The organism is Sphingomonas sp. IC4-52, from assembly GCF_020707225.1.
Lineage (GTDB): Bacteria > Pseudomonadota > Alphaproteobacteria > Sphingomonadales > Sphingomonadaceae > Sphingomonas.
Genome location: NZ_JAJFEU010000004.1, coordinates 1 through 16,728, shown reverse-complemented (window position 1 = coordinate 16,728; position 16,728 = coordinate 1). Strand labels below are relative to the sequence as shown.

The window sequence follows — 16,728 nt, the reverse complement described above, 5'->3', positions numbered from 1 at the left end:
CTACATGTGTCGTTCATCTAGGCCCGTGAATTGGCGGGATGGCTTCGCGACGGAGCCGGGCACCACGTCCGAGTGAGAGGAAGACGATGAAACGCTTTGCCCTGTTGGCCCCCCTCATGCTCGCTGTGCCAGTTGTTGCGCAGGATGTGCCACCGCCACCGCTCGCGGCGCCCGCGCCGGTGGCTCAGACGCAATCCGCTCCCGGGCAACCTGCTCCTCTGGGCGCGCAAGCGCCGGGCGGACCGCTGGAAGTTGACGTGACCGGCGGCATTTCGGCGCCAATGCCGATCGCCATCCCGACCATGCCGGCGGCAACCGTTGTGCAAACGCCAGCCGGTTCGACGGATGCACTTGGGCGTCAGCTTGCGGAGATCGTGACCAACGATCTGCGCAATTCCGGCCTGTTCAACCCATTGTCGCCGGCGCAGCTGCGCACGGTCATGTTCCCGGAAGTGCAGGCTCCCGCCTTTGACTACTGGGGCGGCACTGGCGCACAGGCACTGGTGCAGGGCTATATCCGCGCCAATGGGGACGGCACGCTGACTGTTGGCTGCTACCTGTTCGACGTGTCGGCGCAGACGGAACTGATGCGCCAGGGCTTTGTGGTGCCGCCGTCAGACTGGCGTCGGGCTGCGCACAAGTGCGCCGACATGGTCTACACCCGCCTGACTGGCGAGGGACCCTATTTTGACAGCCGTGTGGTCTACGTGTCCGAAACCGGGCCTAAGGGAAACCGCATCAAGCGCCTGTCGATCATGGACCAGGATGGCGCCAACCACCGCTTCCTGACCAACGGCCAGTCGATCGTTCTGACACCGCGCTTCTCCCCGAACCAGCAATCGATCGTGTACATGAGCTACGTCGGCCGGGTGCCGGCCATCTATGTTTATGAGATCGGTTCCGGGCGGCAGCGGCTGGTCGTGCAGAACGTCGCCACGACCTTTGCACCGCGCTTTTCGCCGGATGGCCGCTGGATCCTGTTTTCCATGGCATCAGGCGGCAACACCGATCTTTATCGCGTGCCGGCAAGCGGGGGCACGCCGCAGCGCCTGACCAATTCACCGGGCATTGATACTGGCGGCAGCTACTCTCCGGATGGCAGCCGGATCGTGTTCGAGAGCGATCGTTCCGGCGGGCAGCAGCTTTATGTGATGAACGCGGATGGATCGAACCAGCAGCGCATCAGCTTCGGTGGCGGACGCTATGGCACCCCGGCCTGGAGCCCGCGCGGCGATCTGATCGCGTTCACGCGCATGTCGGGCGGCTTCCGGATCGGCATCATGAGCCCCAATGGCTCCGGCGAGAAGATCCTGACGAACAGCTGGCATGATGAGGGCCCGTCCTGGGCCCCGAACGGCCGCGTGCTGATGTTCTACCGTTCGGCACAGGGCCGCAGCGGCAAGGCGGATCTCTGGTCGGTCGACCTCACCGGCGTGAACGAGCGCCGCGTTCCAACGCCGCTGGATGGCTCCGACCCGTCCTGGGGTCCGATCCGGCCGTGAATCTGTTATCGGGGGAACACGGGGTACGGAAAATGGGAGAAAAAGAATGGCGAGACTGACCACCACGATCCTGCTCGCGACTGCGCTGGTGACCACTGCGGCTTGCTCGAAGAAGCGGCCCGAAGTTCTTCCGCCCGCGCCCGGCGAAGCGCCAGCCGCGCCGACCGGATCGACCGGTTCGACCGAGGGCGCCGTCGTCCCGGGCTCGTCCGAGGACTTCAAGCGTTCGGTGACCAGCGACACCGTCAACTTCGGTCTTGACCAATATGACATCGATGGCACGGCGCGCGGCATTCTCGACAGCCAGGTCGTCTGGCTGCAGCGCTATCCGAACATTCGCGTGACCATCGAGGGCCATGCCGACGAGCGCGGCACGCGTGAGTATAACCTCGCACTCGGCGACCGCCGCGCCAATGCCGCCAAGAACTACCTAGTGGCACAGGGAATCTCGCCAAGCCGGATCACCACGATCAGCTACGGCAAGGAACGTCCGCTGGCGCTTGGTTCAGATGAGGAGAGCTGGGCACGCAACCGCCGCGCGGTGACGGTGGTCCTGAACTGATCAGCACCGTTCCGGTTGCCGGCACCGGCGCGTCGCAAGCGCGCCTGCCGGCGGCTGGATGCGGACCCGTCGGCGTCTTGTTCCGATTGCGAGGCGGGAAGGGCAGCGCTCAACTGCGCTGAAGAACGCTTCGTACTCTGCTCGCACCAAAGAAGCGGGCGTTCGCGCCGTTCCGCGAACGCCCGCATGTGCAGCGGCGACGGGGGAGCGAACCGGCGCCGCAGGCTTCAAGCGGCGCCGATCGACGGCGCCAACGTTAGAATGGTGAGAAGGAAGCCGGCGAACAACGCCGGGAAGAAACTTGGACGATGCATTGTTCGTCTCCTTTCCCGGCCGTGGTGGCGGAAGCGTGACCCCGCGTCAGGTCCGCGTCGACCGAGTGGCCGACGCTGCGACCAGGACGTCGTAAGCAGCGACGAAGGCGTACTTCCCCTCCCCAACAAGCGGCAGGCTCACGATGCCGCTGTCTCGCGGCTCTGCCGGAATGATGGCCCGCCCTTGCTCAGTCGTTGAGAGAACTGCCGGCGAGCGGCCGGGCTTCTTCGACAAGTAGCACCGGAACGCCGCCGCGGATCGGATAAGCCAAGCTTGCTGCCACTGACACAAGCTCGTCGCCCCGTTCGCTCAGGATCAGCGGGGTGCGTGTGGCCGGGCAGACGAGCCGCTCGAGCAGCCAAGGATCGATCGTCACTGCAACGTCACCCGGTCATCGCCGTCATGGCGGCCGAAGAATTGCATCAACTGTACGATCAGGTCGGCGCGGCTGGTGATGCCGTCGGCCTCCAGCAGTGCCTGCTTCGCCGCCACGTCAAACGGGGCAATTTGCGCGATGCCGTTGACCAGGCTTTGGTCGTCAAGTCGCGACACCGCTTCCCAGTCCACCGCATAGCCTTGCCGATCGGCAAAGCGGCGGGCCTCCATCTCCAACGACGCGCGGGAGCCAAGCGAGAGTGTCTCCGGCTCTGGCGGCGGAAGGAGTTCTGCCTCCACCTGGCGGAACAGGGTGGATACGTCGAGTTCGCGCACCACTCGAAACAGCGACAGCCCTTCGAGCACCAGGTTTGAGCGCCCGTCGTCCAGCATCTCGATCTCGGCAATGCGTCCGACGCAGCCGAGATCGTAGAGGGCGGGCCGATCGCCGGCACCAGCCTCCATGACGCGCGGCTGAATCATGCCGATCCGGCGGTCCCGCGCCATGGCATCGGACACCATTGCCCGATACCTCGGTTCGAAGATGTGCAGCGGCAGGTGCATGCCCGGAAAAAGCAGAGCGCCGGGCAAAGGAAAGATGGAAAGGCGTGTCATCCGAAGAGAATGGCGGACAATCGGCGGCGCTGGGCCGACACCCAGGGATCCTCCAGCCCGACCACTTCAAACAGCTTCAGGAGTTGCTGACGCGCCGCGCCCTCGTTCCAGTCACGCTCCTGAGCAGTGATGGCAAGGAAGCCGTCAGCCGCCGCGTCGCGGTTGCCCGCAGCCATTTGCGCATTGGCAAGATCGAAGCGGGCCTGGAGATCGTCAGGATTGGCAGCAACCGCGGCTTCGAGGGGAACCAGATCACTGACCTGGGGGGCGGATCTGGCGAGTGCCAGAGCGGAGCGCGCGCGTTCGATGTCCGGGCGGCTGGCGACGTCGTCCGGCAGGGTGGCGAGGGCAGCTTCTGCTTCGTCGTGAGCACCCGCAGCTACCAGGGCGCGGATACGACCGGACAGAACCGCGGGATGATCGGGCGCCATTTCGAACAATTGGTCGAAAATTGACAATGCGCGCTCAGCGTCACCTTCGCCGAGCACTTGCTCGCCCATCGCGATCAGCGGCTCAAGCTCAGCCTCTTGCGATTGCGCCTCCCCCTGGATGGGCAATTGGCGCAGCAACTGATCAAGACTGGTGCGCAGCTGTGACTCGGTTCGGGCGTTGGTCAGATCGGCAACCAATTGACCCTGGAACATCGCGTAGACGGTTGGAATGGAGCGGATCTGGAATTGCGCGGCGATGAACTGGTTCTTGTCAGTATCGACCTTGGCCAGCACCACGCCCTTGTCGGCATAGGCAGCTGCCACCTTTTCGAGCACCGGTGCGAGCGCCTTGCACGGCCCGCACCATTCCGCCCAGAAATCGAGGATGACGAGCTTCGTCATCGACGGTTCGACCACGTCGCGGCGGAACGCCTGAACGGCTTCCTTTTCCGCGGCACTCATTCCCAACGTAGCCAAGGGCTGCTCCCGATTAGTCGTTCATCCCCCTTATGTGGTGACGGGCCGGGGGAAGCAAACCCCCCGGCCCGTTCCGTGGTTGAGTACGGGACGCCCGTGCGGGCGATCAGGCGAGGATCAGAAGGCCGCGGTCAGCGAGAACAGCACGGTGCCATCCGCGATCGAGCCTGTGCCGTCCTGCCCTTTGCTGAAGCTGGGCTGGATATAGGCCGTATCCCGGCTGCTGAGATTGGTGTCGACATAAGCCACACCCAGCGTGAGCGGCGTGCTTGGGATGGCGAAGTCCGCCCCGATCAGCCAATCGATATACTCACCGGTGGGGGCGACGCTGGTGGCGAACGGGCCCAGACCCTCATTACCGTTCGAAAAGCCGACATGTCCCTTCAGCGTCACGGGCGTATTTGGCACGCCAACGGCGCCGTCGACCCAGACATAGAGATTGTCGTTCTTGTCGCCGGGGTTGTCATAAACGCCAGCCGCGGCCGATGCGCCGTTCAGGTACCAGGCCCCCAACGCTTCCTGCTTGGGCGCATAGGCAAGGCCGGCAGTGAGCGCCGCGGGACCCATTGTGCCGGAAACCTTGACGTAGGGTTCGATGAAGTCGGTGTTATTGAATCCGCCCGGGTACATGTACCAGGTGGCACCCACGTCGACCGTCACGTCATCGAGCGTCGCCTTGTACCCGGCGATGAGGTCCAGTTCCATGTTGGCCCCACCGAACGTGCCCCATCCCGCGAGGTTCGAGCCCCACGTGCCAATGTACAGGCCGCTTTCATGAGCGATGGTGATGCCGCCTTGCACGGCAAGATTCTCGTCTGTCTGGGATACGCCTCGGAATCGATAATCCGAGACGAGACCGACGCTGCCGCTGACTGTGACCGGCTTGGGGGGCTCTTCGTCCTGTGCGGCGGCGGGCAGCGCCAGGGACGCCAGGATGAGCGCGGGTATATATTTCAGTAACGTCATGGAACCTCCTGTTGGCAGAGGCTCCTCCTGCTTCCGATCCGCCCGCGCTCCTCCTCCCCGGGGAGCGGTCGCGAGCTGGTCGGACACTTTGACGCTATCGCAGCTGATCAAACAAGATGTTGCTGGACTGCGTCAAAGTGTTTCTGCACCGACGGTTTATGCAGCCAGTGTGGCGATCCGGCCACGTTGGCCGCGTAGTTCCACGGGATTTCCGGCGGCCTTGCGGCGCTGGAACCAGTCTCGCAGCAGTTCAGCAGTGGTGTGGTCCACCGCGTCGAGCTTCGAGACGTCGAGGCGGACCGGTGCGCTGGCGGGGACACGATCCAGCGTGGCCGACAGCTTCGGCAGGGTGACGAACGTCGCCGCGCCATCAAGTTCGATCGCATGTGCCTCGCCGTCGCGCTGTTCCTTGACCCTCAGCTTCAGGCGGCGAAGATTCGGGATCAGTTCCAGAACGGTGAGGGCGATGCCGGTCAGAACGCCGGTCAGCAGATCGGTGGCCACGACCATGATCAACGTCACAGCCCAGATCGCCACTGGAAGAACGCCATAATCCTTGAACAGGTGCTTGGCGTGCTTGAGGCTGACGAGGCGCCAACCCGTAACCACCAGCACGGCGCCCAGCGACGCCATCGGGATGGCCCGCAGCAACCACGGCAGCAGAGCGACGAAACCCAGGATCCAGATGCCGTGCAGGATTGCAGAGGCGCGGGTTACGGCACCGGCCTGAACATTCGCAGAGCTGCGGACGATGACGCCCGTCATCGGGAGAGAGCCGGCAAAGCCGCACAGCAAGTTGCCGACGCCCTGCGCACGTAATTCCTTGTTGTAATCGGTGCGGACTCCATCATGCATCTTGTCGACGGCGGCGGCGGACAGCAGCGTTTCAGCGGACGCGATAAAGGCGATGGCGACCGCGGCTGTAAGGATCGCCGGATCCATGAACCGTGCGAGGAAGCCGCTTTCGGGCGGCGCAATGGCGGCGACGATCGATTCGGGCACCACCACCTTTGCGACATCCAGGCCGAAGACCAGCGTCAGGAGCGTCGCGGCGAGCACGCCAACGAGCGCGCCCGGCAGTAGGCGAAGCGCCTGCGGCCGGAACTTCTCCCAGCCCACCATGGCGCCGATCGTGACAAGCGCGAGCATGAACGCCAGCTCGGTCGCGCGAATGTCGGACGACAAACCAAGCAGACGGCCGGGCATTGCGGCGAGGTTTTCCGGTCCGGAAGAGAGCGGTCGCTCATCGAACAGGACGTGGAATTGACCCACGACGATCAGAACGCCGATGCCGGCCAACATGCCGTGCACCACCGCGGGGCTGATGGCGCGAAACCATCCGCCCAAGCGAAAGATACCGGCCGCGACTTGGATAGCACCCGCCAGGATCAGAATCGGTCCGAGTGCTGACAGGCCCTGATCGCGCACGAGTTCGAAAACGATGACTGCAAGGCCGGCGGCCGGGCCCGAGACCTGCAGCGGCGAGCCGGCCAGCGCGCCGACTACGATGCCGCCGATGATGCCGGTGATAAGCCCCTTTTCAGGTGCCACGCCGGACGCGACCGCGATGCCCATACACAGGGGCATCGCGACCAGGAACACGACGATCGAGGCGGTGAGATCCCGCCCCAGGAACTGAATTGAGGGTATGGAGACGCCGGGGCGCTCTACCGCTGCCTGGGTCATTACTCAGCCGCCTCTTGAGTGATGAAGTCCGCCGCAAGGCGCCGCGCTGCGGGCAAAGCGACTGGAAGCGGGCGATCGCCGCGAACCGATTCGAACCGGCCGGTTTCGCCGTTCAGGGCGAGCATCTGCCCGGCGTGAATGTCCACGAACCAACCGTGCAGCGCGATCTCGCCGCGGGCGATACCTGCGGCAACGGACGGATGGGTGCGCAGATGCGCAAGCTGCGCCACGACATTCTCAAGGCTCACTGCCCGCACGCGCGCGCCGTCCTCGAGATCGGCATAGCTTGAATCCACCACTTGTCGCGCAGCGGAGCCGTGCCGGAGCCAAGCAACCACATTGGGCATGGCTTCAAGCTTGGCAGGATCGCCCGCCAGGCCCTTCATCGCGCCGCAGTCGGAGTGACCGCAAACAATGATGTCGCGGATCCCAAGAGCCAATACTGCATATTCAACAGTGGAAGTGACGCCGCCGTTCTGCGTTGCGTAAGGCGGCACGATGTTGCCAGCGTTGCGGCATACAAAAAGGTCGCCAGGCTGAGCCTGCATGATCTGTTCTGGAACCACGCGCGAATCAGCACAGCTGATCATCAACGCCTTTGGTTCTTGACCATGGTTTGCGAGCTTCGAGTAAAGCGCGCGGCTGTCCTCGTAGACTTTCTTTTCGAAGTCAAAGACGCGGCCGATCAGTTCGTTCACGGAAGCTGCTCCTAAATTTGGAACAGCCTAGATAATCCTCGTGCCTTTCTGGCCCGCAGCGATCACGTTACGTTTTGTGTCCCGGACGCCAGCTGTGTGATCGGCAGGATTACAGTGGCGACCAAGCCGCCGTCGGCGCGATTGGCGAGCGTCAGGGTTCCGCCTTCCGCCTTGATCGCCTGAACCGCGATTGGCAGGCCGAGGCCAAAACCGATCGTGTCGCGGCCCCGCGCCGGATCAAGACGCACGAACGGTTCCAGCACATGGGCAAGCTCTTCGTGGGGCACGCCCGGGCCTTCGTCCGACACTCGTATCGTCACGATGCCGTCGCCCGGCAAAAGCTCGACAGTCGCGCACCTGCCATATTTCAGGGCATTGTCGACGAGATTGGTGAGGGCCCGCTTCATTGCCAGTCGGCGCAAGCGCAACTCGAAATGATCGGGCCCGACATAGGTCGCGTCATACCCGCGATCAGCGGCATCATCGACCAACGTTGCGCACAGCACCGCCAAGTCCAGCGCTGACGGCTTCTCCGGATCGCTGTCTCCGCTCAGGAAGGCCAGGAGCGACGCGATCATCGCCTCCATCTCCGAGATGTCCCGTCCGATCGCCTCTCGGGTGTCTGCACTGGCGATCGCCTCCGTTCGCAAGCGAAGCCGGGCGAGTGGCGTGCGCAGGTCATGTCCGACCGCAGCCAATGATTGCGTGCGTGCGTCAATCAACGCCGCGATCCGCGCCTGCATCCGATTAAAGGCGCCAACCAGCCGACGGACTTCCCGGGGGCCGTCCTCAGGAACCGTCCCGACCTCGTCATGGCCAACCCGATCCGCTGCCTCGGCGAGCCGTCGCAGCGGGTGGAGCGCGCGGCGGAGCATCAGTCCGCCCAGCACCATCAGTGCAATCGCCGGCACAAGCCCCAACAGGATCCGCTCAAAGGCGAATTCCAGACGTGCCACGGCGTTAAGAGTGCGGAAGTGAAGCCAGCTGCCATCGCGCAATCTGAGGGCCCCGCGCACCTTGGAACTGCGCCCGGGTGAGATGAGCCGCAGGCGCAGATCCCCGGTTTTAAGCGAGGGTTCCCAATCAACGATTTGGCGGCGCATGGGATCGAGCGCTGGCTCCACCGCGGGCGGTATGCCGGCGGCCCCGTCCCACTGCACCTCGTAGCGGTCGGTCGTGAGTTCGTTGGCCAAGGCCGGGCGCTGCGCTGGCGGTCGATCCTCAAGCAGGCGTCGACTGATGACGAGATGTTCGGCCAAGCGCCTGGCCTCGTCGTCGCGTACGGAGAACTCGCTCGCCCGCTCATAGAGCAGGGTGGAGACGCCGAACTCGATCAGCATGGTAAGCAACAGAATGGCGACGACCTGCCCGAGCAGGCCGACGCTCGGTATCCAGCGCCTCAACTGCGCTCCACCGGGACGTTCAGCATGTAACCAACACCGCGCACCGTCACGATCGGTGCTTGCTCGCCCGCGCTGGAGAGTTTGCGGCGGAGGCGGCTGACGAGGACATCAATGGAACGATCCGAACTGTCGCCAAGCCGCGTTCGGGAAAGCTCGATGAGCCGTTCACGCGCGATCACGCGCTGCGCGTGATCCGCGAGGGCAACCAGGAGATCGAACTCCGCGCCCGTCAGATCCACCGACGCGCCGGTGGGGGAAGTGAGTTCGCGACGGGGCAAATTGATCGTCCAGCCTTCGAACCTGAGCAATCCCTGATCACCTTCGCCGGAGCGGCGGTCAAGCGCCGGACGGCGGAGCACCGCGCGTACCCGCGCAACCAGCTCACGAACGCCGAACGGCTTGGCGATGTAATCGTCTGCGCCAAGTTCCAGTCCGACGACCCGATCAGTCTCACTGGAGCGAGCCGAGATGAAGATGATCGGCACGTCGCTCTTTTGCCGAAGCGAGCGGCACAAATCGATGCCGCTGGTGCCCGGCAGCATGATGTCCAGGAGGACGAGGTCCACCGGCCCCGCGTCCAGCGCGAGCCACATTTCCGGCGCGGCCGAAGCAGGCCGCACGTTGAAGCCATTTTCCTGCAGCGCCCGCGCCGTCAGCGTGCGGAGCGCAGGATCGTCCTCGACGAGCAAGATGGTAGGGGCTGTCATGCCGCAGCGCAGGTAGGCGGGAAGGGCCGCTTCGGTCAATCTTTCTGGAAGAATGTTGCATTTGGGGGTTGCAGGGGTCGAATCCCGCTGCTAGTGGCCGCGCCTCACCCAGCCCGGAACCTTCCGGGACACGGCGCCAGAGCGGGCGTAGCTCAGGGGTAGAGCACAACCTTGCCAAGGTTGGGGTCGAGGGTTCGAATCCCTTCGCCCGCTCCAGTCGCTGCCATCGGGGCAGCGACTCATCCGAACCAGCATTATCACACGGCCGGATCCCGAGCGGGGAGGCGAGGTAGTCGTCGCGACTGTGCTGACGTGCTGCTAAGCCGCCGGCCATGACTTATGCACCGATTCGTGTCGGCATCGGCGGATGGACCTACGAGCCGTGGCGCGGCAGTTTTTATCCCCCCAAGTGGCCGATCAAGCGCGAGTTGGAATTTGCCAGCCGGCAGGTGACCGCGATCGAGGTGAACGGGACATACTACAGCGGGTTCAAACCCGCGACGTTTGCAAGCTGGGCCGCGACGGCACCGGAGGGATTTGTCTTTACGTTGAAGGCGTCGCGCTTTTGCACCAACCGCAAGGTGCTGGCCGAGGCGGGAGAGTCGGTGGCCAAGTTCGCTGCGCAAGGGATCGTAGAGCTAGGCGACAAGCTGGGGCCGATCCTCTGGCAGTTCATGGCGACGAAGAAGTTCGAACCCGATGATTTCGCAGCATTTCTCGCGCTTTTGCCGAAGGTGCAGGACGGTGTGGCGCTGCGCCATGCCGTTCAGGTGCGGCACGAGAGCTTTGCCGTTCCAGAGTTCGTTTCCATGTGCCGGGCGGCCGGCGTCGCCATCGTGTTCGGCGACTCGACGGACTATCCCGCCATTGCGGATGTGACCGGCGACTTCGTGTACGCGCGGCTTGAGGCGGCGGTGGAGGATGAGGCGGCAGGCTATGCCCCGGAAGCACTGGATCGCTGGGCCGAGGCGGCTCGGACATGGGCAGCGGGCGGCCAGCCGGGCGACCTTCCCTATGTGACCAGTGGAGCGCCGGAGCAGAAGCCGCGGGACACGTTCGTGTTCTTCATCAACGGCTTCAAACCCAAGGCGCCCGCAGGTGCTTTGGCCTTGATCGAGCGACTGTCGGCCTGACTGCGGCACAGTTCGGCCTGCTTCCGGAGGCGATCGGCCAGCATGGTTCCGAGCCGGCGGCGGTGCCTATTCAGCGACGGTGCTGATAGCGGCATCCGGCACGATCGGCGCCCGGACACGCAATCAAACGCCGAGCCACTCGAGGTCGCCCGGCAGGTCTTCGGCGGCGAAATCGATCTGGAGCACGCGGCGGCGCATCGGCGCGGCTGCGGCTTGCGAAGCGTGCAGGATCGGGGTGGCGTATAGCCAGGCGTCCCCCGCCTGCGCGAGGCACGCGGCCGTGCCGTGCCGGTTCACCGCGGCATCAATGCGGTCGACCGGAATGCGGCCGGCCTTGTGGGAGCCTGGTGCGATCAGCAGGGGGGCGTTGGTCGCCGGAACATCGTCGAGATGCACCCGCATCGTGACCATGCGGGCAAGCAGTTCGAACGGCGGGGCAACGTGCTGCATGCCGCCTTTGACCGTCCAGGGGCCAAAGCCCGGAGCATCGATCCTTTGTCGCACGCAGATGGTACGATCCTGATGCCATCCCAAGGACCAGTTGGTCCCTTCGGTCTTGTCGAACAGCACCGCCCGGACCGCGCGGCTGGACGGGCCGAGCACGCCCGCTGCGATCGATCCGATCGGACCGGTCGGCGCAAGAAATGAGCGCAAGGGAGCAAGGCCGTTGATGCGGACCCCTGCCTGACCGTCCGGCAGGTCATCGACAGCAGTGAGAAGGGCGCCGAGGTGAGCGGTGAGGGCGCCGCGGTATAGTTGTGCCCCGTCATGGCCAAGGGTGAGCGCGGCGGTCGCCGGCGTGGGATCTCGCATCATCGGATTACGCGCGGGAAAGGCGGAACGGGCAAGGTGAAACGTGCATCGCCTGGCGGACCTCTTTTCGTGCCGGCGCGGCCCTCAACCACGCCGCCCGAGAAGGAGGGGGCTGACGGATCAACGATCCGTGCGGGCCGCGGACGCAACGGTGCTGCCGCCGTCCTGCCCGCCGACAGGTGGATTGCACATTCATCGCAGGCCGGTCGCACGGTCGCAGGCGCGTCGCGGCGCGGGTGAGGGGCGCCCGACGGTGGCCTAGGCAGTCTTCATCGACAGGATGAAAGGTATTTCGCATGGCGACCGCCTTCGCCGCTGCTGCTGCCCGCCCGCGCGATACGGCGGAGCGGCGCTTCTACCGTTACATGGCGTGGCTGATGGTCGCGCTGGTCTTCGCCGGTTTCGCACCGAGCTGGTTCCTGCGCGGCATGGTGCCGTCGCCGCGGCCGCTGGCGCCGTTTGACGCCACGGTGATCGCCCATGGCGTGCTGTGCACCCTGTGGCTGACGATCTTCTGGGCGCAGACGCAGCTGGTTTCCGCCGGCCGTCGCGACCTGCACATGCGGCTGGGTGTCGCGGGGATGATCGTCGCGGTACTGATGATCCCGTTCATGTACCTGACGATGATCCACCTGCCACAGCGGCTGACCCAGCCGCCGGGGATCAGCCCCTATGGCTGGATGGCACTGCCAATGGGGGCGCTGCTCGCCTATGCGCCGCTGGCCACGCTCGGTTTCGTCCGGCGGCGCGACGTACAGGCGCACAAGCGGCTGATGCTGTCGGCGACGCTGGTGTTCATGGGACCGGCCATGGGCCGCATCCCCCTGGGGCCGCCATCGCCAGCGGTGTTCACGATCAGCCAGGTCATCGGGCTGCTGCCATTCGGGCTGCTGTTCTGGTGGGATTATGCGTCACGGGGCCGCCTGCACTGGGCGAGCGTGACCGGCGCTGCCGTGACGGGCGCCGGGGTGACCTTCGGCGTCGGGCTGATGAACTCGGCCGCGTGGATCAGCGTGGCGCAGCGCCTGCCGGGCGTTTGAACAAACGCCAGCCTGCCGGACGGCCGGACTCGCCGGCCGCCGGCAGAGCGCCTTAGACGGTCAGGCCCTGTAGCAAGCGGGGCAGCGCGCCGGTTTCGCCGCGCGCTTCCGCCATGAAGCGATCCTTGAGCGGCGGAATGGCGTTTACCGCCGAAATGCCGAACCGGCGCACCGCGCTGGCGGCGCGGCCGGGGATGCCGAACAGCCGCGTCAATGTATCCGTCGCGCCGGCCACCATCAGCGTGTCCAGGCTCCGCCAGCGGCGATAGCGGTCCAGCAATTGTGCGTCGCCGGCATCCAGCCCGAGGCGGCGACCCTCCACCAGCACCTCCACCAGCGCCGCCACGTCACGGAAGCCGAGGTTGAGCCCCTGCCCGGCGATCGGGTGAATGCCATGCGCGGCGTCACCGATCAGCGCCAGCCGCTCGGCCGTGATGGCGGCGGCATGATGGAACCCCAGGGGATAGCTCGACCGCGGGCTCGCCTTGGACAATGTACCGAGGAACCCGCCCATGCGCTTTTCCGCCTCTGCCAGAAAGGCGCGATCGGAAAGCTTCAGCATCGCCGGGCCTTGCGACTGCTTCACCGACCAGACGATGGCGCAACGATGTCCGTCCTCATCGTCCACCAATGGAAGAAGCGCAAAGGGGCCCGACGGATAGAAGATTTCGAACGCGATATTTTCGTGCGAGCGTTCATGGTGGAAGGCGCCAATGATGGCGGCATGATCATAGCGCCACTGGGCCGTCGTGATCCCGGCGGCTGCCCGCGTGGGCGAGTTGCGCCCCTCCGCCGCAACGAGCAGCGATGCCGTGACTTCGGTGCCGTCGCTCAGCAGGGCGCGCACGCCGGTTGCCGAACGCTCAACGTTGCTGGCGCGAGTCATCGGGCGAAAATCCACGCCGCTTTCCGCCAGCGACCGTGCCAGCGCGCGGCGCAGGGCGCGATTTTCATACATGATGCCAAGCGCGCCATCATCGGCATCCGGGATGAAATCGAGTGCGCCGGGTTCCAGCCCGTCGCTCACCCGGATTTGCCGAATGGCGCAGCCTTGTCCTGCCAGCCGATCGGCGACGCCAATTGCCTCCAGCATGCGATGGCTGGCGCTGGCGATGGCGGAGGCGCGACCGTCAAAACCCGCCGACAGCGTGACCGATGGGTCCGCGGGATCGACCACGATCGTGGACAGGCCATGCCGATCCAACGCGATCGCCAGGGTCGCGCCGACCAGCCCGCCGCCAAGGATGAGTACGTCCGCGTGCTGCATGTGCTTGGCCCTTGTATATTCCGTTCCGCGTCCTCTGCGTCCACGTGGTCCCGGGCGCGGGTCGGGGCGACGCGCCGGTCGTCACCGGATCAGCGGGCGTGTTGGCGACGCTCTAGCGCGTGGGGGCGGAAGACGAAAGCAGCCGGTCAAGCCAGCCCGATGATGGCGATCTGCCGGCCGTAATCGGGTTCGCCGCGATGGGTGGCGCGGCGAAAGCTGAAAAAGCGGCTTTCGTCGGCATAAGTATCCAGCCCCAGCGCCTCGATGCGCCGTACGCCCGCCGCGGCGAGGCGATGGGTGACATAGGCCTCCAGATCGAACTGCGCATGACCCTGACGCGCATCGACGAAGAAGCGCTCGTTGGCGGGATCTTCCTCCTCGAAACGCCGTCGGAAGCCCTCATCCACCTCATAGCTGGTGCGGGCGATACAGGGGCCGATCGCGGCGGCGATGCGATCGCGGCGGGCGCCGAGCTGTTCCATGGCGTCAAGCGTGGAATCGGTGACGCCGCCGATCGCGCCCTTCCACCCCGCATGGGCGGCGCCGATCACGCCCGCCTCGGCATCCGCCAGCAGGACCGGGGCACAATCCGCGGTCAGGATGCCCAGCGCCATGCCGGGACGATTGGTCACCAGCGCGTCGGCGCGCGGGCGCTCCGCCGGCGGCTCCGTCACGTTAACGCAATCGGCGGAATGGATCTGGAAACAGGTGACGAGCGGCGCGCCGGGAAGCACCGCTTCGGCCGCGCGACGGCGGTTTTCCGCCACGGCGGCGGGATCATCTTCCGACCCCAGCCCCACGTTCAGCCCGCCGTGCAGGCCCTGCGACACGCCGCCGCGCCGACCGAGAAAGCCGTGCGCCACTCCGTCCAGCGCACGCGCGCGAATAACGTCCAGATCGCTCACAATTCGCGCCTCATGATCAGATCCCGGTCAATCTGCCCACCGGTCTTGAAGGCATAATCCCCGATGTGGGTGAAACCGTGCTTGGCATAAAATGCGCGGGCGCGGTGGTTTTCCTCCCACACGGTCAGCAGGATCGCCTGGCGATTGCGCCGCCGCGCCAGGTCGCAGGACCAGTCGAGCAGATGCGCTGCCACCCCGCTGCCATGCGCGGCGGGGTCGACATAAAGCTGATGCAGGTGGAGCGTGCCTTCGGTGGGCACCTCGCCGTTGAAGAACGTCGGCCCGACCTTGCAATAGCCGATCACCACCCCGCCCTCCAACGCGATCTGGAAGTCAAAGTCCGGATCGGCGAGGTGCCGGCGCAGCATCCCCTCCGGCCCGTAAGCGTGCGCCACATAGGCCTCGATGTCCTTGGCCGGCGCCGAATGGCCGAAGGTGGCGAGCCAGACCCGGCGGGCCATGGCATCCAGCGCTTGCCCGTCCGTGTTCACGGCATTGCGATAATCGATCATGCGAATCCTGCCGGCTCCGGCCAGTCACGATGGCGCACGGCCATCGCCTTGAACAGCGTGCCCATCGCGTCGACCAGCCGATCCCGATCCGGCGCGACGCGCGGGCCGAGCGCGGCGGCCCGGGCATCGATGCCCAGCCGCGTCAGGAACGCGCCTTGTGGCACCGGGCCGGAAACCACCGCGCCACTGGCCGTGCCGACCATGCCAAGGGTGGCGAAATCGACGTGTGCGGTCAGATCGCGGTCGCCCGGCTCCTCGAACGGGTTGGCATAAGCATGGCCGCGCACGGCTTGCAGTGTTTCGCCGATTGCCGGCCCCTCATAGCCATAATCGATGGCGAGCAGGGCACCGCCCTGCGCCACGATGCGCGCGGCAAGCACGCGCATGATCCCGACGCTGGTCGGCGAGGTCTCGATGATCGCGCCCGGCGCGGCCTCGCGCAGATCGTCGGGAATGATGGTGTCGGGCACGGAAGCGCCAGCGATGGGGAGGAACAGCAGGTCCTGGCACGCGACGATCCGCTCGTGCCAGCCGCTGCGCCCGCGCACCAGCTGGCGGATCGGCAGCGCGTCGAAGAATTCGTTGGCGATGATGATCAGCGGGCGGTCCGTGGGCAGATCCTCGACATCGTCGTGCCAGGTCGCGGCGGGCACCCGGGCCGCTTGCCGTTCCCGCAGCACCGGACTGGTCTCGACAAAGTGGATCGGCGGTGCGAAGCCCGCGCGTGAAGCCGCACGCATCGCATCGGCCGTCAGCGTGCCCCTTCCCGGACCAAGCTCGACCCAGCGGACCTCGGGACGCCCGGCGCGATCCCACAGATCGGCAGCCCACAAGCCGATGAGCTCGCCGAACATCTGGCTGATTTCCGGGGCAGTGGTGAAATCGCCATCGCTGCCGAGCGGATCGCGGGTCGCATAATAATGCGCGTTCGCCGCTGCCATGAACTGGCTGACGGGGATCGGCCCGCCCAGCGTAATGGCGCGGGCGAGCCGTTCGGGCAAATTGCCCTCACGCACGGCCGCGGGATCGTGATGTGGCTTGTCGGTCATGAGCACTCCGACATGCCGACCCGCCGCACTTACCGCAAGCGGAGGTGGGGTCTGGTGGATCGGGTCTGGTGGCTTCGCCACGCCAGACGCCGGCGCCTGGCGGCGATGAATATAGCCGTATTTGGGAGAATTCCTGCCTGCAGGAAAATGGTGCCCAGAAGAGGAGTATGCCGGGGTAGGTGATCGAGGTCGCCGGGGAGGGTCGAGTTTTGTCCCGCCTTTTCAATGGCGGGAGGGCTCGAAGGTTCGAGTCCCAGAAGAACACCCGAACC

Annotated in this window: 17 protein-coding genes and 1 tRNA gene; 5 read left to right on the top strand and 13 right to left on the bottom strand. The window is 65.6% G+C overall.

Translation table 11 applies throughout. The annotated features are described in order from the left end of the window. Positions 1-86 precede the first annotated feature (86 nt). Positions 87-1,502 carry a Tol-Pal system beta propeller repeat protein TolB gene (tolB, locus tag LK535_RS10955; protein WP_227771952.1) on the top strand — a complete coding sequence of 472 codons (1,416 nt, stop codon included), beginning with the start codon at positions 87-89 and terminating at the stop codon, positions 1,500-1,502. Positions 1,503-1,548: 46 nt separating this feature from the next. Then, a complete protein-coding gene (gene pal / locus LK535_RS10950) occupies positions 1,549-2,064 on the top strand; it encodes a peptidoglycan-associated lipoprotein Pal (RefSeq protein WP_227771951.1) in 516 nt (171 codons plus the stop codon). 502 nt (positions 2,065-2,566) lie between these two features. Here pal and LK535_RS10945 read toward each other — a convergent pair. From LK535_RS10945 to LK535_RS10910, 8 genes are all read right to left on the bottom strand, one after another. Beyond that, positions 2,567-2,755, bottom strand: coding sequence for a Trm112 family protein (locus LK535_RS10945; protein ID WP_227771950.1), 189 nt, complete (start codon positions 2,753-2,755; stop codon positions 2,567-2,569). Further along, positions 2,752-3,369, bottom strand: coding sequence for an LON peptidase substrate-binding domain-containing protein (locus LK535_RS10940; protein ID WP_227771949.1), 618 nt, complete (start codon positions 3,367-3,369; stop codon positions 2,752-2,754). The genes LK535_RS10945 and LK535_RS10940 overlap by 4 nt, the downstream gene beginning before the upstream one ends. Further along, positions 3,366-4,262 (bottom strand): tetratricopeptide repeat protein, encoded by an 897-nt coding sequence (locus LK535_RS10935; RefSeq protein WP_227772267.1) that lies wholly within the window; start codon positions 4,260-4,262, stop codon positions 3,366-3,368. The genes LK535_RS10940 and LK535_RS10935 overlap by 4 nt, the downstream gene beginning before the upstream one ends. A 132-nt stretch (positions 4,263-4,394) precedes the next feature. Then, positions 4,395-5,243 (bottom strand): TorF family putative porin, encoded by an 849-nt coding sequence (locus tag LK535_RS10930; RefSeq protein ID WP_227771948.1) that lies wholly within the window; start codon positions 5,241-5,243, stop codon positions 4,395-4,397. Positions 5,244-5,399: 156 nt separating this feature from the next. Then, a complete protein-coding gene (locus LK535_RS10925) occupies positions 5,400-6,929 on the bottom strand; it encodes a SulP family inorganic anion transporter (RefSeq protein WP_227771947.1) in 1,530 nt (509 codons plus the stop codon). Further along, a complete protein-coding gene (locus LK535_RS10920; protein WP_227771946.1) occupies positions 6,929-7,627 on the bottom strand; it encodes a carbonic anhydrase in 699 nt (232 codons plus the stop codon). Before LK535_RS10920 ends, LK535_RS10925 begins: the two co-directional genes overlap by 1 nt. Before the next feature lie 62 nt (positions 7,628-7,689). Then, complete coding sequence (locus LK535_RS10915) at positions 7,690-9,030, bottom strand: ATP-binding protein (protein ID WP_227771945.1); 1,341 nt, start codon at positions 9,028-9,030, stop codon at positions 7,690-7,692. After that, a complete protein-coding gene (locus tag LK535_RS10910) occupies positions 9,027-9,737 on the bottom strand; it encodes a response regulator transcription factor (protein WP_227771944.1) in 711 nt (236 codons plus the stop codon). Before LK535_RS10910 ends, LK535_RS10915 begins: the two co-directional genes overlap by 4 nt. Before the next feature lie 141 nt (positions 9,738-9,878). On the opposite strand from LK535_RS10910, the gene LK535_RS10905 reads away from it, so the two are divergent. Beyond that, positions 9,879-9,953, top strand: a tRNA-Gly gene (locus LK535_RS10905). A gap of 116 nt (positions 9,954-10,069) precedes the next feature. Then, on the top strand, positions 10,070-10,870 hold the full coding sequence (locus tag LK535_RS10900; protein ID WP_227771943.1) for a DUF72 domain-containing protein: 801 nt from the start codon (positions 10,070-10,072) through the stop codon (positions 10,868-10,870). Between the two features lie 123 nt (positions 10,871-10,993). On the opposite strand, the gene LK535_RS10895 is transcribed toward LK535_RS10900, so the two are convergent. After that, the gene (locus tag LK535_RS10895) at positions 10,994-11,686 is read right to left on the bottom strand and encodes a phytanoyl-CoA dioxygenase family protein (RefSeq protein ID WP_227771942.1); all 693 of its coding nucleotides are present in this window, start codon (positions 11,684-11,686) and stop codon (positions 10,994-10,996) included. A gap of 293 nt (positions 11,687-11,979) precedes the next feature. On the opposite strand from LK535_RS10895, the gene LK535_RS10890 reads away from it, so the two are divergent. Further along, a complete protein-coding gene (locus tag LK535_RS10890; protein ID WP_227771941.1) occupies positions 11,980-12,723 on the top strand; it encodes a hypothetical protein in 744 nt (247 codons plus the stop codon). 52 nt (positions 12,724-12,775) lie between these two features. On the opposite strand, the gene LK535_RS10885 is transcribed toward LK535_RS10890, so the two are convergent. From LK535_RS10885 to LK535_RS10870, 4 genes are all read right to left on the bottom strand, one after another. Next, positions 12,776-13,990 carry a UbiH/UbiF/VisC/COQ6 family ubiquinone biosynthesis hydroxylase gene (locus tag LK535_RS10885; protein ID WP_227771940.1) on the bottom strand — a complete coding sequence of 405 codons (1,215 nt, stop codon included), beginning with the start codon at positions 13,988-13,990 and terminating at the stop codon, positions 12,776-12,778. A 146-nt stretch (positions 13,991-14,136) separates the two neighbouring features. Continuing rightward, positions 14,137-14,895, bottom strand: a complete 759-nt coding sequence (gene pgeF, locus LK535_RS10880; RefSeq protein ID WP_227771939.1) for a peptidoglycan editing factor PgeF — start codon at positions 14,893-14,895, stop codon at positions 14,137-14,139. Next, positions 14,892-15,407, bottom strand: a complete 516-nt coding sequence (locus LK535_RS10875; protein WP_227771938.1) for a GNAT family N-acetyltransferase — start codon at positions 15,405-15,407, stop codon at positions 14,892-14,894. The genes pgeF and LK535_RS10875 overlap by 4 nt, the downstream gene beginning before the upstream one ends. After that, complete coding sequence (locus tag LK535_RS10870) at positions 15,404-16,456, bottom strand: class I SAM-dependent methyltransferase (protein WP_227771937.1); 1,053 nt, start codon at positions 16,454-16,456, stop codon at positions 15,404-15,406. Before LK535_RS10870 ends, LK535_RS10875 begins: the two co-directional genes overlap by 4 nt. Positions 16,457-16,728 lie beyond the last annotated feature (272 nt).